This is a genomic window from Rathayibacter tanaceti (genome assembly GCF_009834165.1).
GTDB lineage: Bacteria > Actinomycetota > Actinomycetes > Actinomycetales > Microbacteriaceae > Rathayibacter > Rathayibacter tanaceti.
Genome location: NZ_CP047186.1, coordinates 983,088 through 1,002,451 on the forward strand (window position 1 = coordinate 983,088; position 19,364 = coordinate 1,002,451).

Consider the following 19,364-nt stretch of genomic DNA (forward strand, 5'->3'; position numbering starts at 1 on the left):
TCCCTCTTGGAGAGTCAACCGTGCCCAAAATCCTGATCGTCGGAGGCGGCTACGCCGGTTTCTACACTGCGTGGAAGCTCGAGAAGCAGCTCCGCCCGAACGAGGCAGAGGTCACGATCGTCGACCCGCTGCCCTACATGGCGTACCTGCCCTTCCTCCCCGAGGTCGCTGCAGGATCGATCGAGCCCCGTCACGCGATCGTGTCGCTCCGCCGCCACCTCAAGAAGACGGCGATCCTCGCCGCGAAGGTGACGAAGATCGACCACGCGAACCGCACGGCGACGATCACCCCGACCATCGGCGAGCCCTACGACTTCGTGTACGACCAGATCGTCGTGACCGCCGGATCCGTCTCGCGCACCTTCCCGATCCCCGGCGTCGCCGACACTGCGATCGGCCTCAAGACGATCGAGGAGGCGACCGCGATCCGCGACCGCATCCTCACCAACTTCGACAAGGCCGCGTCCCTCCCGGCCGGCCCTGAGCGTTCGCGCCTGCTGACCGTGACGGTCGTCGGAGGTGGTTTCGCCGGCATCGAGGTCTTCGCCGAGCTGCGCTCCTTCGCGAGCGCTCTGCTCAAGCGCTACCCCGAGATCGACTTCGAGGAGACGCAGTTCCATCTCATCGAGGCGATGGGCCGGATCATGCCGGAGGTCGCGCTCGAGACGAGCCACTGGGTGCTCAAGAACCTCGACCAGCGCGGCGCCACGGTGCACCTCGACACGCAGCTCACGTCGGCCGAGAACGGCGTCATCCAGCTCTCCACGGGCGAGAGCTTCGAGTCCGACCTCATCATCTGGACCGCGGGCGTCATGGCCAACCCGTCCATCAAGAACTCCGACCTCCCGATCGAGGAGCGCGGCCGTCTGCGCGTGCGCGCCGACCTCCGCGTCGGCTACGACGACGTGCTCGTCGAGGGCGCCTGGGGCGCCGGCGATGCGACGGCAGTCCCTGACCTCACCGGGGGAGGCGTCGGCGGCTTCTGCGTCCCCAACGCGCAGCACGCCGTCCGCCAGGGCAAGCTGATGGCCAAGAACATCACCGCGGTCCTGCGCGGCGAGAAGCCGGTCGACTACGTCCACAAGAACGCGGGAGCCGTCGCGGGCCTGGGCATCGGCATCGGCGTCTTCCAGTCCGGCAAGATCGCGATCAAGGGCTTCCCCGCCTGGGTCATGCACCGCGGTTACCACGGTCTCGCGATGCCGTCGTGGGAGCGCAAGTTCCGCGTGGTCTGGGGCTGGTGGAACAACCTCTGGCTCGGCCGCGACATCGCCTCGATCGAGGCCCGTGAGTACCCGCGCGGCTCCTTCGAGACCTACGCGTCGCGCCCGCGCCCGGCGGCGCCCGCCGCCGAGGCTCCTGCCGCGCAGGCTCCGGCGCAGATCCCCGGCCAGGCCGGTGCTCCCGTTCCGGTCGGCGGCGAGCCCGCCAAGTCCTGACACCACCGTCGGGAGGCACGCTCCTCCCGATGGTCGCCCCCATAGCCCAATCGGCAGAGGCAGACGACTTAAAATCGTCTCAGTCTGGGTTCGAGTCCCAGTGGGGGCACCTCCGCACCGGTCTGGTGCGCGTCGGTGAGCCTAGGCCGCTCGCGCCTTCGCGCCTCTGCGGGCCGACTCGATGAGCGTCGACTCGATGAGCGTCGACTCGAGCAGCGTCGACTCGAGCGCTTCGGTGATCTCGCCCGGGGTGCAGTCGGTGCAGAGCACCACGAGCTCCTCCTCGGTGTCCCTGCCGCCGGAGCGGTCGAGGACGACGGCGTCGGTTCCGCAGAGTGCGCATTCGATCATGGGGGTACCGTACGTGCGACCCCCGACAGTGCCGGGGCGGCGCGGCGGCGCGTCCGGAGCGGGTCGGCCCTGGGGCTTCTTCGCCATCGAGGTGGAGAGGTGCTCCGGGTGATCGGGGCGCTCGGATCCGTCCTCTCTGACCGAGCCCCCGACCGGCGGCGTACGAGTGCGGCGGAGCGTCGCGTGCGGGAATCGGCTGTCGACCCCGCGCGCTCGCGCCACCTCGCATAGAGTCGTGCCAGGCGGTTCCACGCCCGGGCGCTCGCGTCCGGAGGCGGTCCCTCCGGTCCACGGCGGGTGTCGCGAACGGTACCCGCTTCTCGTGCCCTCGGGCACCGTCACACACCGCCCGGCGACGGGCGGCCGGGAGGCCCCCATGGGGAAGCTGCTCTACGGAGCCTCGGGAGTCGAGATCGAGTTCGACGACCGCACACTCACGCACGTCCAGATCGTCATCGCCAACAAGCTGCGCCGCCGCGAGAGCTTCTTCTTCTCCTGGCGCGACGACCCGGCGGTGGGCGACGGACGTTCGAGCATCTGGCTCGACCCCTCCGTGCCCCTCTACTTCAAGTACTTCGGCGGCCGCGTCCCGTCGATCAACCGCACCTGGATCGACCTGCTGACCGTCTCGGCGAACTCGTCCGGCGGCCTTCAGCTCGTGCAGGAGCCGGACGCGGCACCGACCCCGCCGCCGAAGGGCGAGCAGGGAGCCTGACCCCCATTCCGTCGACAAGGAGCCCGCATGCAGCGTGACGTCTCGGTCCACCTCAGCCTCGACGTCGCGGCTCCGGCTGCGCTCGTCCTCTCGGTCGCCGTCGCCCAGGCGTACGGCGCCGAGGAGACGCTCGCTCTGAGCGTCGACGGCCGGCCCCTCGTCGCGCGCGAGGTGCTCGATCAGCACGGCACCCGGCTGCACGTGCTCGACGCCCCCGTCGGCCGCCTGGTCGTCGACTACGCGGCGCGCGTCTCCGGCCGCCTCGCGCCTCTCGCGGGGGAGGAGGTGGATCGGCTGCGCTACCTCCGGCCGAGCCGCTACTCCGAGTCGGACGTGCTGTGGGCGACGGCGCGCGCGGAGTTCGCCGGGCTCTCGGGCACCGGGCTGCTCACCGCCGTGAGCTCGTGGGTGGGGACCCGTCTGGCCTACGTGCCCGGGTCGAGCCTCCCGACCGACGGCGCCGAGCGGACGCTGCTCGCCCGCCGCGGGGTCTGCCGCGACTTCGCGCACCTCGTCGTCGCGCTGCTGCGTGCTCTCGACGTACCCGCCCGGCTGGCCGCGGTCTACGCGCCGGGCTTGCAGCCGATGGACTTCCACGCCGTCGCGGAGGCCTGGATCGAGGGGGAGTGGCGGGTGGTCGACGCGACGACCCTCGCCCCGCGCTCGAGCCTGGTCCGGATCGCGACGGGGCGCGACGCCGCCGACACCGCGTTCCTGGGCGTCTACGGCGGGATCGCGACGCTCGACGAGCTCGTCGTCAGCGCCGTCGTCGATCTGCTCCCCGACGACGACCTCGATCAGCCCGTTTCGATCGGGTGAGCGCCCCCGCTACTCGACGTAGCGGCGCCAGGCCCAGATCGAGGTGCAGACCGCGCTGAACGCGACGACGGCGAAGACCACGGGGCCCGCACCGCCGTCGGTCCTCCATGCGGTGATCGTCGGAGTGAGCAGAACGAAGAGCATGGTCGTCGCGAGCAGGGTGAGGCCCAGCCAGAGCAGCGGCGACCACTGCAGGATGCTGCGGCCCGCGGGTCGTCCGACCGGGAACAGGAGCACCACGCTCGAGCCCACGGATACCAGGGTGGTCGCGTTCAGGATCTCGGCGGCCAGCACCGTGCCGAACGTGCCGTCCACGGTCACGAGCGCGGAGGCTCCCCAGGCCGCTCCGGCGAGGGCGAGCAGGGAGACCACGCGGACCGTGGCCAGCCGTGCGCGGTCCACGGTCGAGGCGCCGTGCGGCAGGACCAGCCCGATCACGACTCCGAAGAGGAACGCGGGGTCCAGGCCCGCGAAGCGCGAGAGCAGCGCGGCTCCGGCGACCAGCACGAGCGCGCGCGGAGCGGCGACCACGCCGACGGCGGACAGACCGAGGCGGCGGGCGACGACGGCCGGGACTCCGGCAGCCACCGCGTTGACCAGGGCGACCGCGACGATCACGGCGATCAGCAGTCGCAGGTAGGCCGGCTGGCTGTCGACGCGGCCGGAGAGCAGCACGAGCCCGGCAGCGCAGCCGATCATCCCGACCACCATCAGGCTCGGTGAGACGGGGCGAGTCTCCGGCGTGTCGTCGTACTCGACGGCGGCACGGTTGCGTCCGGTGAGGCGCCAGGTGCGGGCCACGCGCGGGGCGCGCCCGGCAGCGGCCAGCCGCGCGGGCACGACGACGAGAGCGAGGGACAGCAGCGCGAGCGCGAGTGAGCGCATCCAGTCGGCCATCGAGACCATCGGAGTCCCGGCCGAGAGCGCGGTCGTCATCCCGGTCGCGGAGCTCCAGCCACCCGGCTCGGAGCCGGCATCGGGTGCGGGAACCGGAACCGGCGGCTGAGTCCCGGGGGCCGGTGCCGGCGCGGGTGCCGGTGCCGGGTCGGTGCCGGGCGTGCTCGGCGGAGCGGGAGCCGCCTGGTTCGTGCGGCCGGGCGTCGGTGTACCGGTCGGGCGCGGCGAGGGGCTACTCGGAGCGGGGGAGGCGCTCGTCGGCGTCGGTGTGGGGCTCGCGCCCGGCGTCGTGGGCGCCGTCGCGGTCGGCGTGCCGGTCGGGGTGGGCGTGGAGGTCGCGAAGGTCACGTCGACCCACGGGCTCGGCGAGCTGTAGTTGCCCGCGGTGTCGCCCGCGATGGCCGAGACGCGATGCGTTCCGGCCGCGATCGTGCCGCCGGTGCAGCTCCAGGCGCCTCCGCTGACCGCTGCGTCGCAGGTGTTGACGCGGTCGACGTAGACATAGGCGCGGGTGCCGTCGACGCCGGTGCCCGAGTAGGAGGCGCCGCTGAGCGGCAGGGTCGCGCCTCCGCTCGGCGACGTGAGGGTGGGTGCGGCAGGGGCGGCGGTGTCGACGACGAGCGTGACCGGGGCGCTCGCAGGCGAGGCCGTGCTGCCGGCGAAGGAGGCGGTCTGCGTGGCGGTCACCCGGTAGCTGCCGGGAGCAGGTGTGGGTGCGAGCTGGCAGAACCAGGCTCCGCTGGAGTCGGCGGTCGCCAGGCAGGAGGCGCCGCCGTCCGAGACCGCCGCCACACTCGCTCCCGCGTACGCCGTGCCGCGCACGGAGCCCGCCGATGTGGCGGAGCCGTCGACGGACTGGATGACCGGAGCGCTGAGGACGCCGATGCTCACGGCGGTCGAGGTGGTCCCGCCTCCGGCGAGGAGCTCGACGGCGACGAGGGTCACCGGACCGTCCTTGAGCGTCACCGCGCAGCTCCAGCCGCCATCGGCGGCCGTCGTCGCGATGCAGAGGGGGTCGCCACCGCCGCGGATGCCGACCTGGACCTGGTCTCCCGCCGTGGCGGTGCCCGAGACGGTGGTGCTGCCCGTCGTCAGGACGACCCCGTCGGCCGGGGCGCTGATCGCGAGCGCTGCGGCATCGGCAGCGGGAGCGGCGAGGCCGGAGACGGAGGTGACCGCGGCGACGAGGAGCAGCAAGAACGCTGCGGTGCTCCTGCGGGATCGACGGAGCCGGGGCACCGGGGCGACCGGTGAACTCCCCGGTACTGCCCTGCCGACGCCCGATTTCACGATGGGTCCATTGCACGGTGGCCCGACGGCGCTGTCAAGCTCGCCGCACCCCCGTTGCCGGATGTACACCCTGAGGATGACGGACGCGGCCGGACGGGAAGGGGTCGGGAGATTCCGGGAGAGCGCTTCCGCGAGAATATACCCGGCAACGAGAACCCGGAGGACAGCATGCGTGGAGACGACGCCCGCGGGCGCGATCGGCGGCAGGTGCGCGCCGACGCAGCGCGTTTCGACGATCCGCGCGAGCTGGGGAGGCTCCTGCCGCCCGGATTGCGCATCGGGCTCGCCCAGAGCGCCTTCCAGACTGAGGGTTCGCTCGACGCGGGCGGGCGGGGTCGTTCCGTCTGGGACGACTTCGCTCTGCGGCGCGGCACCATCGCCGACGAGGCGACTCCCGAGGTGGCGACGGACTTCTTCCTGCGCTGGCGCGAGGACCTGGCGCTGCTCGTCGATCTGGGCGTCGACGAGCTGCGGCTCTCGGTGGCGTGGCCGCGCGTGCAGCCGGACGGGCGCGGACCTCTCGACACCGGGGGTCTGGGCTTCTACGACCGGGTCCTCGACGCGCTCGCCGAGGCGGGCCTCCGGGTGGCGCTCACGCTGCACCACCGTGACACGCCGTCGGCGCTCGGCGGGGGCTGGCTGCATCGCGACACCGCCTTCCGCTTCGGCGACCTCGCCTTCGAGCTCGGCTCCCGGCTGGGCGACCGCGTCTCCGACTGGATCACGCTGGACTCCCCCTCGTCCGTGATGCTCGAGGGCTACGCCCTGACCCGCCAGGCGCCTGCCGCCGGGCGCCTCTTCAGCGCTCTTCCCGCGCTGCACCACCAGCTCCTCGGGCACGGTGTAGCGGTCGAGGCGCTGCGAGCCGCCGAGGTGACGGGCAGGATCGGCCTGGTCGACGCGCTCTCGGTGGTGGAGGCGGCCTCGGACGACGAGCACGATCGCGCCTGGGCGGCGCTGGCCGACGTGCTGCGCAACCGCCTGGTCGCCGATGCCGTGCTGACCGGCGCCTACCCGCCGGGTCCGGAGGAGCTGCCGTCGTTCCTCGCCCCCCTCGCGCAGGCCGACCCGGTGGACCTCGCGCGCATCGCCGTTCCGCTCGACTTCTACGCCGTCGCGCCGCTGCCGCCGCAGCGCATCGTCGCCGGGCGCGACCCCTCAGCCCCGACAGGAGTGGGCGCACCTCCCGTGCTCCCGTTCCACACTGCGCCGTGGCCCGACCTCGACCGCACCGGAGACGGATCGCCGGTAGCACCGTGGGCTGTCGTGTCGGTCCTCGGTGCACTGGTCGAGCGCTACGGCGAGGCGCTGCCTCCGCTGGTCGTCACCGCACTCGGCGCGAGCTACCCCGACGAGCCGGATCGCGACGGCGCGATCATCGATACGGAGCGGATCCGCTGGCTCGGCGCGCACCTCGCAGCCCTGGCCGAGGCGGTCCACGACGGGCTGCCCGTCGAGGCGGTGCAGCTGTGGACTCTGGTCGACGCCTTCGAGTGGCAGCACGGCTACACTCGGCCGCACGGTCTGGTCGCGCTCGACGCGCGGAGCCACGACCGGGTGCCGAAGGCGTCGTTCGACTGGCTGAGGAGGGTCCTCGACGCCCGCTCCTGACCCGCGGTCGTGCGAGACTGCGGCCGTGCGCAGCCTCCTCGCCCTCGCCTCCGTCCTCCACGCTTCTCCTGCTCCTGTGCTGGCCGCGCTCGCCGACCTGCTCGTCCAGGAGGACGCCCGGTTCGAGCTCCGGGGGAGTGGGCTCGAGCGCCGGCTGCCCGTCCTGGGGCGGGAGCAGTGGCGCGTGATCGAGGACGAGGAGGGCTCGCGCGTCGAGTGCGAGCTGCTCGCCTCTCCCGCCTCGTCGGCGCTCGCCGGAGTACTCGCGCGGCGCTCGATCCGGGAGGCGCCCGAGCGGTTCCGCGCGGTGGTCACCGCGGTCGCGGCCGCCGTCGAGTGAGCCCCGTCCCGCGTCGTGCGCCGCGGCTCTCGACCGGGGAATGACCGCCGACGCCTCGATGTTGTCTACGGATGACGGGACGGGGCGCCGAGCCCCGTCCACCGGACAGCTCGGAGGAGCCAGAGACAGATGGCAGGAACACGGATGACCAAGGGACGAGGGGCGCGCAGCGGAGACGAGGAGATCGTCTATCGCCGCCACGCGAACGGACGCGGAATGGTCGCTCCCGGTTCGCGCGTCTCGGCGACCGCGTACATCGAGACCGGCGCCTACGTGGAGCCCGGAGCGACCGTCGGCGAGCGCGCCTGGGTCGGCGCCGGCAGCTGGGTTGATCGCGATGCGATGATCGGGCACAGTGCCTTCATCGGCGCCAATGTGCACGTCGGACCCGAGGCGATCGTCGGGCCCGGAGCCCGGATCGGGAGCTACTCCCGCATCGGCGGCTCTGCCGTGATCGCCACCGGTGCCCGCGTGGACCGCGACACCGTGGTCCCCTCCGGTACCCGTCTCGGCCTCGACGAGGCCCGCGAGAGCGGCAGTCGCGCCGCGTGAGTCCCCGACCCTGTTCCGCCGTCTCGACGACCGGCGGAATAGGGTCGTTCCATGTTCGAACTCCACCATCTCAGCGCACAGGAGCAGTGGGACTGGCTGCAGCGCGGTGAGGTCACGCCGCTGGAGCTCGCCGAGCACTACCTCGGCCGGATCGAGCGGTGGAACGGCGAGCTCGGTGCCTTCACCACGGTCACGCCCGACGCAGCGCGCGAGCGGGCCGCGTCCCTCGCCTCCGTGCCGCGCACCGCGCCTCTCTGGGGCCTGCCGAGCGGCGATAAAGACCTGTGGCGCCGGGCCGGCGTGCGCATGACGTCCGGGTCGCGGGTGCGTGAGCACCATGTGCCGACGGCATCGGACGAGATCGTCGAGGTGCTCGACGCGGCAGGAGCCGTCAGCGTGGGCAAGACCGCGGCCCCCGAGTTCGGCATGCCCTCGTACACCGAGACCCGCATCGGGCCGCCGGCCGTCACCCCCTGGGACACGCGCCTCGGCGCGGGCGGCTCGAGCGGCGGAGCGGCGGTGGCCGTCGCCGCGGGCCTGCTGCCCTTCGCGCCCGCCTCGGACGGTGGAGGCTCCATCCGCATCCCCGCCGCCGCCTGCGGGCTGGTCGGCGTGAAGCCGTCGCGCGGGCGGGTGGCGGCACTCTCGGGCATCGGCGGAGTCGGCGGGCTGACCGTGGGCGGTCCGATCGCGCGCTCGGTCGCCGATGCGGCGCTCCTGCTCGAGGGCATGCTCGAGCGCAGCCGCGGTCGCCTCCCGCAGCGCTGGTCCCTCGGTGCTCCCGGCGACGGCGAGGGCTCGTTCCTCGGCGCGGCGGTGCGCGGCGAGGGCCGCTTCCAGATCGGCGTGCTCACCGCCTCGCCGTGGGACGAGGAGTACGACATCGTCCTGTCGGCCGAGGCCCGAGCCTCCCTGGACGAGGGGACAGCGGCCCTCGCCGAGCTCGGTCACGGCCTCGAGGAGGCGGCGCTGCCGCCGAGTGCCGCGTATCCGGCCGCTTTCCGGACGCTGTGGCAGAGCGGTGCCTCCACCCTGCCCGTCGAGGGAGCCGACCTCGAGCTGTTGGAGCCGCTGACGCGCTGGCTGGTCGAGGAGGGACGCCGCCGCTCCGCCCGCGAGATCGTCGAGGCGGCCGCCTGGCTCTCGGGATACGAGCGCGCCGTGATCGCCGCGTTCTCGGGGTTCGACGCGATCCTCACCCCGACGCTGACGATGCCGCCGCGGCCCGTGGGCTGGTACGACCTCGAGGATCCCGAGCGCAACTTCGAGCAGCAGGTGCTCTACACGCCCTACACGTCCTTCGTGAACGTCAGCGGGCTGCCGGCCGTGTCGCTGCCGCTGAGCACGACACGCGAGGGGCTGCCGATGGGCGTCCAGCTGATCGGCCGTCCGGGAGGCGAGGCGGTGCTGCTCGCGATCGGCGCCCAGCTTGAGCGGCGGGCGCGCTGGCAGCGACGGCATCCGCCGCAGTGGTGAGCACCTCGGGCACACGGTCTGCCGCGAGGCCTAGGCATTGAGGTAAGCCTTGCCTATACTCGGACGCGATGTGCATGTTCGAGGACCGCGACGGCTCCGCGCCGGTCGACGTGAAGCAGTTCCTGATCGCGGGTGACGAGACCGTCGTGCCGTGGATCCAGAGCATCCTCGACGCCCTGCCGATCAACGCGCGCGGGCAGGTCTTCATCGAGGTCGACGACGCGCGCGGACTGCCTCCGCTCGCGGCCCCCGGCCGGGTCTGCGTCACCTGGCTCGGACGCTCGGAGCGGTCCGGTGCCCCCGGAACCGGAGAGCGCTGCTTCCGCGGGGTCGCTCTCGATCGCGCCGTTCGCGCCTGGATGGGCGAGATGTCCGTCGTCGACGGCGACTATCCGTGGGCGGATGCGCGCCACGACTTCTGCGCCTGGATCGGTGGGGCGGGCGCCGTCATCTCCGAACTCGCGATCGACGTCGAGGCGCGTCTGCGCAGCTCCGCCGACCACGCCGCACACTGAGGACGACGTTAGGCAAGCCTAACCTTCTGTGTCAGACTGGATCGATGCCTCAGACCGACGCTCCCGCCCGCCCGGCCTACCGGCCGTACCTCGCCACCGTCGCCAGCGCGACACGGATCGCTCCCCACTTCATCCGGGTCACCCTCACAGGAGCCGATCTCGACAGCGTCGGCTGCACGGGGCCCGACCAGCGGATCAAGCTCGTCGTACCGACCGCGACCTCCGACGCGCAGGACTTCATGGCGTCCGTCGCCGACGAGGACGGACCCGACGGGCTCGCTCCCGACTGGTACACCCGCTGGCGCGAGCTTCCCGATGAATGGCGGAACCCTCTCCGCACCTACACGATCCGCGCCACCCGCCCCGAGTTCGCCGAGGTCGACGTCGACTTCGCGGCGCACGGCGACACCGGCCCTGCGTCGGCCTGGGCGGAGTCGGCTCACGCCGGCCAGCAGGTCGTCATCATCGCCCCCGACACCCGCTCCGAACTGCCCGGCGGCGGAGTGGAATTCCACCCCGGAGCCGCCACCTCGCTCCTGCTCGCCGGCGACGAAACCGCCGTTCCCGCGATCGCGGCGATCCTCGAAAGCCTCGACGACGACGCCACCGGAGCCGCGTTCCTCGAGGTTCCCACCGTGCTCGACCGCCTGGCCCTCCACCATCCGGCTGGCGTGAGCATGACCTGGATCGTCCGCGAGCCCGCCGCCGCACCCGGAGCAGCCCTCGGCGACGCCGTCCGCGCATGGGCCACCCGCTTCCTCACAGCACACCACCGCGGAATCGAGGTCTCCGACGTCGACGTCGATACCGAGATCCTCTGGGAGATCCCCGAAGAGAACACCGACCCGGGCCTCTACGCATGGATCGCGGGCGAAGCGGGCGCGGTCAAGCTCATCCGCCGCTGCCTCGTCACCGAGCTGGGACTGGACCGGAGGCGGGTGGCGTTCATGGGATATTGGCGCACCGGCCGCCCCGAATCCCCCTGATCCGGCGCGTCGCAGGACGCCACTCTGCGGCGTTGTCGTCGGGCGCGATACCGCCGGTATCGCTTCCTCCTCCGCCTTGCAGAGTGACGTCCTGCGACGCGCCGGAGGCTCGAACGGGGAGCGGGTGGCGCGCCGAAGGCGGCGCGGCCGCCGAAGCGGCGCGGCCGCGGGGGCGGCGCGGCCGAGGGGGTGTGGCCGGGGTGGGGGTGTGCGGGGGCGGGGTGTGCGGGTGGGGAGAGGGGCTCCGCGGCCGCGGGGGCGGACGGGGATGGGGACGGGTGGTGCGGGTCGTTGGGTGTGTGCGGGTGGGGAGCGGGAGGCGGGGTCAGAGGGTGGGGGCGACTCCGACGAGGCGGCTGGAGAGGTTCCAGAGGTCGTGCGCGAGAGCGCGGTCGCGGGCCTGCGGGTTGAGGGAGCCGTGCGGGGTGAGCTGGTCGAAGTAGGTGCCGCTCGCGGCGCCGACATCGGGCTCGGAAGCCACGGTGATCAGAGGAACTGCGCCCGCCTCGGGGGAGATGCCGAAGGAGCCGACCGAGAGGCCCGTCATCACCCTCATCAGCCTGCTGTCGGCGCCGAAGCTCGTCGAGACCACGCCGGGGTGGAAAGAGTAGGCGTCCACCGCGGTCGGCAGCAGACGCTCCGCCAGCTCGCGGATGAACAGGATCGTCACCAGCTTCGACGTGCCGTAGGCGCGCCAACCGCCCAGCCACGGGCCCCGGCGGCTGTCGAGGTCGTCGAGCCGGAGACGGCCGAACCGGTTCGCGAGGCTGGCTGTCGAGACCACGCGCACGCCTGCGTGATCACGCGAGGTCTCGACGAGACGAGGGAGGAGCAGCCGAGTGAGCAGGAACGGCGCGAGATGGTTGCTCTGGATCGTCCGCTCGTGACCGTCGACCGTGTCGGCGCGGGTCGAGACGAGTCCGCCCGCATTGTTGGCGAGCACGTCGATTCCCTCATAGCGCTCGAGCAACGCGGCGGCCAGCTCGCGCACGTCGTCGAGCCGGTCGAAGTCGGCCAGGAACGCGTCTCCTCCCACCTCCGCCGCGACCGCACGCGTCCGCTCGGGATTGCGCCCGACCACGGCGACCCTGGCGCCGGCCGAAGCCAGTGCCCCCGCCGCGACCCGTCCGATGCCGGAACTCGCTCCGGTGAGCACGACGACGCGCCCCGTCATGTCAGCGACCACGGAGATACCCGCCCTTCTCGAGGCCTGCCTCGATCTCGAATCGATTGCGCAGCGGATCGCGACCCGCCACGGTGTACGCGAACGGGAACCACATCCCGTAGCGCTGCCACTGCTGCTTGTGCACCGCCTCGTGCTCGAGGACGCGCTCGGACACGTTCGTGCCCGTCAGATAGCTGGTGCCCACGCACGAACCTCCTCGGCCGAACGCCCAGGAGGGGAGCCCGGTGAAGACGACGAGCCCGTGGCTGCGCCGAATCGGCCCCGTGCTCCACACCGCGCCCCAGGCGAGCCCGACCGCGCACGCGAACAGATACCCGGGGCGGGTGATCGCCGGGTCGAGGGCCACCCGGGCGACGGCACTGCGGAGGCTGCTCACGCGCTGTCGCGACCGTAGGTCTCGAGCAGGCGCAGCCAGATCTCGCTGATGGTGGGATAGGACGGGACCGCGTGCCACAGGCGCGAGAGCGGAACCTCTCCGACGACGGCGACGGTCGCCGAGTGGAGCAGCTCGCCCACCTCCTTGCCGACGAAGGTCACACCGAGGACGACCTTCCGCTCCTCGTCGACGACCATCCGCGCGGTGCCGGTGTAGCCGACGGCGGCGAGGGAGGCGCCCGCGACGGAGCCGATCTCGTAGTCGACGACACGGGTGCGGTAGCCCGCCCCCTCGGCCGCCGCCGCGGTGAGGCCGACGGAGGCGACCTCGGGATCGGTGAAGACCACCTGCGGGACGGCCTCGTGGTCGGCCGTCGCGACGTGGGCTCCCCACGGTGCGTCGCGCACCTCGGCGCCGGTGGCCCGCGCAACGATGACGTCTCCGGCCGCCCGCGCCTGGTACTTGCCCTGGTGGGTCAGGAGCGCACGGTGGTTGACATCACCGACACCGTAGAGCCAGGGCCGGTCGCCGCCGAGGGGCGCTCCGTCGGCGCCGAGCACGAGCATCGTGTCGTCGACAGCGAGGGAGGAGCCGGGCTCGAGGCCCACGGCGTCGAGGCCGAGATCGGCGGTGTGCGGTGCGCGGCCGGTGGCGGCGAGGATCTCGTCGGCCTCGATGACGTCACCGTCGTCGAGCGTCACCGCGATGGTGCCGTCGGCCCGTCGCTCCACGAAGGCGGGCGAGTCGCCCACGCGCAGGTCGACTCCGAGCTCGCGCAGCGCGCTGCCGACGAGCTCACCGGCGAACGGTTCGAACGGCGAGAGCAGCCCGCTCCGTGCGATCAGGGTGACGGAGGAGCCCATCCCGGCGTACGCGGTGGCCATCTCGCAGGCGACGACTCCGCCGCCGATCACGATGAGGCGCGGCGGCACCTCCTCGGCCGAGGTGGCTTCGCGGCTCGTCCACGGGGAGGCTGCGCGCAGGCCCGGGATGTCGGGCACGACCGCGGTGGTGCCCGTGGCGACGGCGACGGCCGAACGGGCCCGGAGGACCCGCACCTCGCCCTCGGGCCCCGTGACGGTGACCTCCCGCTCACCGCTCAGGCGGCCGTGGCCGCGGACGAGCTCGATCCCGGCGCCCTCGAGCCATTGCACCTGCCCTCGGTCGTCGAAGTGGCTCGTGACGGAGTCGCGGTGCTCGAGGAGCGCGGCGACGTCCACTCCTCCGCCGACCGCCTGCGCGGCTCCGGGTAGGTCGCGGGCGGCGCGCAATGCCATCGGAGCGCGCAACAGCGCCTTCGAGGGCATGCAGGCCCAGTACGAGCACTCTCCGCCGACCAGCTCGCTCTCGACGACGGCTGCGGTCAGCCCGCCCTGGACGGCGCGGTCGGCGATGTTCTCTCCGACGGGCCCGGCTCCGATGACGATCAGGTCGAACTCGTCGGTGGTGGTGCTGCTCATGGTCCCTCCCGGGGGGACTCGGGGGCGCTCGGCCCGTCGGCTGGGGTGCGCGGGAGGAGGCTCCGCGCTGGCTGGGGCCTCAATGCGCCGGCACGATCTCGGCACGCCAGCCGTCGTAGCGTCCGCCCTCGTTCTCGACCGCCTCGATCACCTGACGCAGGAAGGCGCTGGTCGACTCCTCGTCGACCGCGGAGTGGTGACTGGCGACCAGCACCTGACTGAGGCGCAGGCGCGAGATCGCGATCTCGAAGCCGGAGGCGACGAGCGTCCGGCCGGCGCGACGCGCGGCGCTGCGCCGGGAGAAGACGGCGAAGTGGTCGACCTCGCGCAGCTCCCAGACCTGGTCGCCGTAGCGCAGCCTGATCTCGAGCTGCTCGGCGGCGCGGGCGCGCTGCGCCTCGAGGGAGAACGCATCGGGTGCCGTGGCGGTGCCGGTCTCATCGCTCATCGGCCGGTGAACTCCGCGGTCGAGCGTGCCAGGAACGCCTCGGTTCCGATTCGGGCGTCGTCGGAGGCAGCGAGGCGCGCGAGCTCGACCGGCAGTGCTGCGGCGGCCTCCGCATCGGAGGCGGCGAGCGCGAGGCGGGCGTTGGCGAGAGCGGCCTGGACGGCGAGGGGGGCCTGAGCCGCGATGCGCGCGGCGAGCGCATGGGCGGCCTCGGCGACCGTGCCGTCGGCGACCACCTCTTGGACGAGGCCGATGCGGTGCGCTTCTGCGGCGTCGAACGGGTCCCCGGTGAGGATCCACCGCATCGCGTCACCCCAGCCTGTGGCGCGGGGGAAGCGGAGTGTCGCTCCGCCGAAGGGAAGGATGCCGCGTGCGACCTCGATCTGCCCGAAGCGCGTCGACTCCTCGGCGAGGACGATGTCGCTCGAGAGCGCGAGCTCGATGCCCAGAGTGAGGCACGTGCCCTGGAGGCCGATGACGACCGGCTTGGCGACCGGACGGGTACGCAGACCCCACGGGTCGAGGCCGCCCTCGGGAACGAAGTCGAGGCCGTCGGCGCCCAGGCGCGGACCGATATCGGCGAGGTCGAGGCCTGCCGTGAAGTGCCCGCCTTCGGCGAGCACGACGCCCGCCCGCAGGCCGAGATCGCGGTCGAGTTCACCGTAGGCGGCCGCCAGCTCCGAGAGGAGACGGAGATCGGCTGCGTTGCGCTTCTCGGGGCGGTCGAGCACGATCGCCAGCACGGTGCCGTGCCGTTCGGTGCGCACGCGAGGCCGCTCGTCGCTCATCGTTCCTCCGCTCGTTCGCCTCACGCCATCTTGCCGGGTGCCACCGACATGCGCCGGGGCTTGCGCGGCGATTGGGGGTCGGTGCTCAGGCCCCGCGGGACAGGGCGCCGAGGATGCGCAGGATGGTCGGCAGGTCGTCCTCGGCGGCGAGCGCGGACGAGGGGGCGAAGGAGGTGACGCCTGCACCGGCGAGCGGGAACCGCGCCCGCAGCGCCTCGATGCTCGCGACCAGGCGCGATGCTGGGACGCCGAACGGCATCGGATCGAAGAGCCCCGCCAGATCCGCGGGGTCGAGCACGTCGAGGTCGATGTGCACGTAGACCGAGGCGGCACCGGTCGCCTCGACGGCCGCGACCAATGCGTCGGGATCGAGCGCCTCGACTCCGAGCAGCGCGGCACCGCCCTCGAGGAGCGGCTCGAGCTCGCCGCTCTCGGCCGCTCGGACGCCTCCGAGCACGACGCGCTCCTCCGCCACCCGCTCGCCGGCCGGCGCGCTGAGCAGACCGACCCCGCGGCCGAGCACCGCCGCGAGCACCATGCCGCAGAAGGCGCCACTGGACGAGGACTCCGGGGTGTGCGCGTCGGGATGGGCGTCGAGCCAGACCAGCGCGACGGGGCCGGGGGCGGTGCGGACGGCGTGGCCGATCGCGGCGAACTCGACGCCGCAGTCGCCGCCGATGGTGATCACGGGCTCGCCGCGTCCTGCGAGCGTCTCACGGATCCGCTCGGCGGTGGTGGCGACGGAGGCGTAGCGGCGGATCCCGGTGTCCTGTGCGTCGCCCGCCTCGGCGGGGACCTCGATCGAGACGGTGGCGGAGGAGGGCAGATCGCCCCGGATCGCCTCCGCTCCGTCGACGAGGCGCATCGCGCGCGTCGACGCCGAGCCCTGCCACTGGGGGACGACGAGGAAGGAGGCCATGCCCCTCACTATGGCACGGGCGCCAGCGAGGGACGCCTCGGTGCTCAGGCGGCGGGCGAGCTCCCCGGGATGGGGCTCGGGCCGCGCGCGGGAGGCACGCCGTCGAGGTCGACGAGAGCCTCGTCGAGAGCCGTGCGCGCGCGCTCGGCGGCCGCCCGCGCGAGTTCCAGTGCGCCGAGGGGATCCCCCGCGGCGCGGCGCGCTGCTCCGGAGAGCTGCGCGCGCGTCTCCTCCGCGAGGATGCGGGGCGCGTCGGTCACCCGCTCGCCGTGCACGGCGCCCAGAAGGTGCACCGCATCGGCGCCCAGCAGAGCGACGGTGCGCGCCGCCTCGAAGAGGAGGAGCTGTCGCTCGGCCTGCGCCCGAGGCCCGCGGTAGCCGGCGACCACGGTGTCGAGTGCCGCGTCGGCGTCGAGGAGCAGCACGAGGATCGCGGCGGGGTCGTGACGGGCGCCCGCAGCGCGGGCCTCGTCGGCATCGAGGAGGAGGGAACGCGCCGCGGCGCCGGCGGTGGCTGCATCGGCGGCGGAGGCGAGCTGCGAGGCGGTGCGCAGGCTGGCGAGACTCGCGGCCCGCTCGAGGTCGTCCCGGACCGAGCGCTCGAGCCCGCTGAGCTGTGCCTCAGCCCGGGTGAGCAGCAGGGCGAACGCTTCGACGGCGTCGAGCAGGGCGTCCGCGTCGGAGGCGTCGCCCGCCGCCACCAGTTCCACCGCCTCGCGCAGGGGCCTGACCTGGCGCTCGGGTGTGCTGCCGGCGAGGGCCGACACCTCGGCCCGGACACGGTGCAGCCGTTCCGGGTGGGACGCGGGCGGCAGAATCACCTGGCGATCGTACGGCCGGAGTGTGACACCGGATGACACGTCGGCTCGACCGCGTGGGCCCCGATGCGCACGATGGAGTCATGAGCCGCTCACTCGCCATCGTCGAGGTCGCCCGCGCGCGTCCCGGCCGCGAGGAGTACCACGCCTACGTGCAGGTCCTGAACGGCCGCATCCTGACCCTCGCCCGCGAGCGGGGCTGGGACGCGGAGCGCTTCCCGGCCGAAGAGCTCGGCACTGAGGAGCTGCTCGAGCGGACCGCGGGTACCCAGGCCCTGGTCCTGGCCGGTGGCGAGGACATCGCCCCCGAGCGCTACGGTGCGCGGCGGGGGTACCCGGCCGAGGGACCGCACGCCGAGCGGGCCGACGCCGCGCAGATCGCGCTCGTTCGGCGGGCGCTGGCTCAGCGCACGCCGCTCCTGGGCATCTGCCGCGGGCTGCAGATCGTCAACGTCGCCCTCGGTGGGACGCTGGTGCAGGATCTCGGCCCGGACGCGTCGCATGTCAACGCCGCGGCACCCGCGCACCGGCGCATGCACCGCCACCGGGTCGAGTTCGCGGCCGACTCGATTCTCGGCGGGCTCTACGGAGCCCGGGAGCTCGACGTGCAGAGCGCGCACCATCAGGCGGTCGACGCGCTCGCCCCTGGTCTGCGGGTTGTCGCGCAGGCCGAGGACGGCGTGGTCGAGGCGGCCGAGCACGCCTCGGCGCCGATCGTCGGAGTGCAGTGGCACCCGGAGGACCCGGGTGCGCCGGCCGGACAGCTCGCGACCCTGCTCGATGGGCTCGCGCTCGCCGCCTCCCGCGGCGAGTTCGCGTCGCCTGTCGCGGCCTGACCGGAGCAGCGCCCTTCCAGGGGCCGTCGGGGGTCAGCGCGCCAGACGGGCCATCCACGCCTCGATCTCGTCGGCGCTCCGCGGGATGCCGGCCGACAGGTTCTCGACACCGTCGGCCGTGACGAGGACGTCGTCCTCGATCCGGACACCGATGCCGCGGAGCTCCTCCGGCACGGTGAGGTCGTCCGGCTGGAAGTAGAGCCCGGGCTCGATCGTGAAGACCATGCCCTCCTCGATCAGACCGTCGAGGTACATCTCGCGCCGCGCCTTCGCGCAGTCGTGGACGTCGAGACCGAGGTGATGGCTGGTGCCGTGGACCATGTAGCGGCGATGCTGCTGATTGTCGGCCTCGAGCGCCTCCTCGGCGCTGACCGGCAGCAGGCCCCACTCGGCGGTGCGGCGAGCGATGACGGCCATCGCCGCCGCATGCACCTCGCGGAAGCGGATGCCGGGCCGCACGACCGCGAAGGCGGTGTCGGCCGCCTCCCGGACCGTCTCGTGCACGCGGCGCTGCGCCTCGGTGTAACGGCCGTCCACGGGGAAGGTGCGCGTGATGTCGGCGGTGTAATAGCTCTCCTGTTCCACGCCGGCGTCGAGCAGCACCAGCTGGCCGGGTCGGACCGGGCCGTCGTTGCGGGTCCAGTGCAGGATGCAGGCGTGGTGGCCGGCGGCGGCGATGGTGTCGTAGCCGACCGCGTTGCCGTCGGCGCGGGCCCGGCCGGTGAAGACTCCCTCGATCAGGCGCTCGCCGCGCTCGTGCGCGACGATGCGGGGGAGCTCGGCGAGGACGTCCTCGAAGCCGCGACCGGTCGCGGCGACCGCGGCGCGCAGCTCGGCGATCTCGTAGGCGTCCTTCACCAGGCGCAGCTCGGCGATGTCGCGCTCGAGCGTCGCGTCGCGATCGGACCGGACGTCGGCTCCGGCCGCCAGGCGACCCGCGACCAGCGGATCCGCCTCGCGCAGCACGGCGACCGGTACGCCGTCGTCCGCGTCGAGGACGGCGTCGAGCTCGTCGATGCCGCGCGTCTCGAGGCCGAGGTCGCTCGCCACCTGGGCGAGGGAGGGGCGCGGGCCGATCCAGAATTCGCCGATCTCGGAGTTCGCGTAGAACTCGTCGGAGTCGCGGCCCGCGCGCTCGCGGAAGTAGAGCGCGGCGCTGTGCCCCGCCTCGCCGGGCTCGAGCACGAGGACGGCGCCGGGCTCGGAGTCCGAGCCCCAGCCGGTCAGCCAGGTGAAGGCAGAGTGCGCTCGGAACGGGTAGTCGGTGTCGTTGGCGCGCTGCTTGAGCCGGCCCGCCGGGATGATGAGACGGACCCCGGTGTGCAGCGCCGAGAGGCGCTCGCGGCGAGCGGCGGCGAAGGAGGCCTGCTCCCGCGGGGCGGGCAGCGGCTCGTCCCGCTCTGCCCAGCCGGAGGCGATGAAGTCGCGGAAGCGCTCGGACGCGGGGGTGGTCGAGCGGTTCGCCGTCGCGCGGGGGCGGGGAGCGGCGGCGGGATCGGGCGTCTGAGCGGCGGTCCGCTCCTCCGTGTTCGTCATGCCCGC

General features: G+C 73.2%; 20 protein-coding genes and 1 tRNA gene. 11 read left to right on the forward strand and 10 right to left on the reverse strand.

Features of this window, described 5'->3' with window-relative positions; all coding sequences use genetic code 11:
• The first annotated feature begins 20 nt into the window (after positions 1-20).
• Positions 21-1,439, forward strand: a complete 1,419-nt coding sequence (locus GSU10_RS04655) for an NAD(P)/FAD-dependent oxidoreductase (protein WP_068211892.1) — start codon at positions 21-23, stop codon at positions 1,437-1,439.
• Between the two features lie 35 nt (positions 1,440-1,474).
• A tRNA-Leu gene (locus GSU10_RS04660) sits at positions 1,475-1,548 on the forward strand.
• 32 nt (positions 1,549-1,580) lie between these two features.
• On the opposite strand, the gene GSU10_RS04665 is transcribed toward GSU10_RS04660, so the two are convergent.
• Entirely contained in the window at positions 1,581-1,790 is a 210-nt protein-coding gene (locus GSU10_RS04665) for a hypothetical protein (protein ID WP_132504524.1), read from the reverse strand.
• Between the two features lie 376 nt (positions 1,791-2,166).
• Here GSU10_RS04665 and GSU10_RS04670 point away from each other — a divergent pair, with 376 nt between their 5' ends.
• Positions 2,167-2,505: a DUF7882 family protein gene (locus GSU10_RS04670; protein ID WP_068211888.1), complete on the forward strand. Its 339-nt coding sequence runs from the start codon at positions 2,167-2,169 to the stop codon at positions 2,503-2,505.
• Between the two features lie 27 nt (positions 2,506-2,532).
• Entirely contained in the window at positions 2,533-3,324 is a 792-nt protein-coding gene (locus GSU10_RS04675; protein ID WP_068211886.1) for a transglutaminase-like domain-containing protein, read from the forward strand.
• A gap of 9 nt (positions 3,325-3,333) precedes the next feature.
• Here GSU10_RS04675 and GSU10_RS04680 read toward each other — a convergent pair whose 3' ends face one another.
• Complete coding sequence (locus tag GSU10_RS04680; protein WP_132504526.1) at positions 3,334-5,418, reverse strand: Ig-like domain-containing protein; 2,085 nt, start codon at positions 5,416-5,418, stop codon at positions 3,334-3,336.
• A 261-nt stretch (positions 5,419-5,679) separates the two neighbouring features.
• On the opposite strand from GSU10_RS04680, the gene GSU10_RS04685 reads away from it, so the two are divergent.
• The 6 genes from GSU10_RS04685 to GSU10_RS04710 all read left to right on the forward strand — a co-directional run bounded on the left by GSU10_RS04685 (position 5,680) and on the right by GSU10_RS04710 (position 10,991).
• Positions 5,680-7,122 carry a glycoside hydrolase family 1 protein gene (locus GSU10_RS04685; RefSeq protein WP_132504528.1) on the forward strand — a complete coding sequence of 481 codons (1,443 nt, stop codon included), beginning with the start codon at positions 5,680-5,682 and terminating at the stop codon, positions 7,120-7,122.
• A 25-nt stretch (positions 7,123-7,147) separates the two neighbouring features.
• Entirely contained in the window at positions 7,148-7,462 is a 315-nt protein-coding gene (locus tag GSU10_RS04690) for a hypothetical protein (protein ID WP_068213242.1), read from the forward strand.
• Positions 7,463-7,606: 144 nt separating this feature from the next.
• A complete protein-coding gene (locus tag GSU10_RS04695) occupies positions 7,607-8,014 on the forward strand; it encodes a hypothetical protein (RefSeq protein ID WP_068213240.1) in 408 nt (135 codons plus the stop codon).
• Positions 8,015-8,065: 51 nt separating this feature from the next.
• Complete coding sequence (locus GSU10_RS04700) at positions 8,066-9,490, forward strand: amidase (RefSeq protein WP_132504530.1); 1,425 nt, start codon at positions 8,066-8,068, stop codon at positions 9,488-9,490.
• A 68-nt stretch (positions 9,491-9,558) separates the two neighbouring features.
• On the forward strand, positions 9,559-10,005 hold the full coding sequence (locus GSU10_RS04705; RefSeq protein ID WP_132504532.1) for an SIP domain-containing protein: 447 nt from the start codon (positions 9,559-9,561) through the stop codon (positions 10,003-10,005).
• 44 nt (positions 10,006-10,049) lie between these two features.
• Complete coding sequence (locus GSU10_RS04710; RefSeq protein ID WP_068213631.1) at positions 10,050-10,991, forward strand: siderophore-interacting protein; 942 nt, start codon at positions 10,050-10,052, stop codon at positions 10,989-10,991.
• Between the two features lie 325 nt (positions 10,992-11,316).
• Here the strand turns inward: GSU10_RS04710 and GSU10_RS04715 are convergent, their stop codons facing one another.
• The 7 genes from GSU10_RS04715 to GSU10_RS04745 all read right to left on the reverse strand — a co-directional run bounded on the left by GSU10_RS04715 (position 11,317) and on the right by GSU10_RS04745 (position 16,989).
• Positions 11,317-12,177, reverse strand: coding sequence for an SDR family NAD(P)-dependent oxidoreductase (locus tag GSU10_RS04715; RefSeq protein ID WP_236713696.1), 861 nt, complete (start codon positions 12,175-12,177; stop codon positions 11,317-11,319).
• Positions 12,167-12,553 carry a Fe-S oxidoreductase gene (locus tag GSU10_RS04720; protein ID WP_068213059.1) on the reverse strand — a complete coding sequence of 129 codons (387 nt, stop codon included), beginning with the start codon at positions 12,551-12,553 and terminating at the stop codon, positions 12,167-12,169. Before GSU10_RS04720 ends, GSU10_RS04715 begins: the two co-directional genes overlap by 11 nt.
• A complete protein-coding gene (locus GSU10_RS04725; protein ID WP_068213062.1) occupies positions 12,550-14,013 on the reverse strand; it encodes a dihydrolipoyl dehydrogenase family protein in 1,464 nt (487 codons plus the stop codon). The genes GSU10_RS04720 and GSU10_RS04725 overlap by 4 nt, the downstream gene beginning before the upstream one ends.
• A 79-nt stretch (positions 14,014-14,092) precedes the next feature.
• Positions 14,093-14,461 carry a ribonuclease E inhibitor RraB gene (locus GSU10_RS04730; RefSeq protein ID WP_068213065.1) on the reverse strand — a complete coding sequence of 123 codons (369 nt, stop codon included), beginning with the start codon at positions 14,459-14,461 and terminating at the stop codon, positions 14,093-14,095.
• Positions 14,458-15,249, reverse strand: a complete 792-nt coding sequence (locus GSU10_RS04735) for a crotonase/enoyl-CoA hydratase family protein (protein ID WP_132504534.1) — start codon at positions 15,247-15,249, stop codon at positions 14,458-14,460. Before GSU10_RS04735 ends, GSU10_RS04730 begins: the two co-directional genes overlap by 4 nt.
• Before the next feature lie 85 nt (positions 15,250-15,334).
• On the reverse strand, positions 15,335-16,168 hold the full coding sequence (locus GSU10_RS04740; protein WP_068213068.1) for an arginase family protein: 834 nt from the start codon (positions 16,166-16,168) through the stop codon (positions 15,335-15,337).
• A gap of 44 nt (positions 16,169-16,212) precedes the next feature.
• Complete coding sequence (locus GSU10_RS04745) at positions 16,213-16,989, reverse strand: hypothetical protein (RefSeq protein ID WP_132504536.1); 777 nt, start codon at positions 16,987-16,989, stop codon at positions 16,213-16,215.
• 80 nt (positions 16,990-17,069) lie between these two features.
• Between GSU10_RS04745 and GSU10_RS04750 the strand changes: the two genes are divergently transcribed.
• Positions 17,070-17,822 carry a gamma-glutamyl-gamma-aminobutyrate hydrolase family protein gene (locus GSU10_RS04750; RefSeq protein WP_068213436.1) on the forward strand — a complete coding sequence of 251 codons (753 nt, stop codon included), beginning with the start codon at positions 17,070-17,072 and terminating at the stop codon, positions 17,820-17,822.
• Positions 17,823-17,855: 33 nt separating this feature from the next.
• Here GSU10_RS04750 and GSU10_RS04755 read toward each other — a convergent pair whose 3' ends face one another.
• The gene (locus tag GSU10_RS04755) at positions 17,856-19,358 is read right to left on the reverse strand and encodes an aminopeptidase P family protein (RefSeq protein ID WP_068213442.1); all 1,503 of its coding nucleotides are present in this window, start codon (positions 19,356-19,358) and stop codon (positions 17,856-17,858) included.
• Between the last annotated feature and the right edge of the window lie 6 nt (positions 19,359-19,364).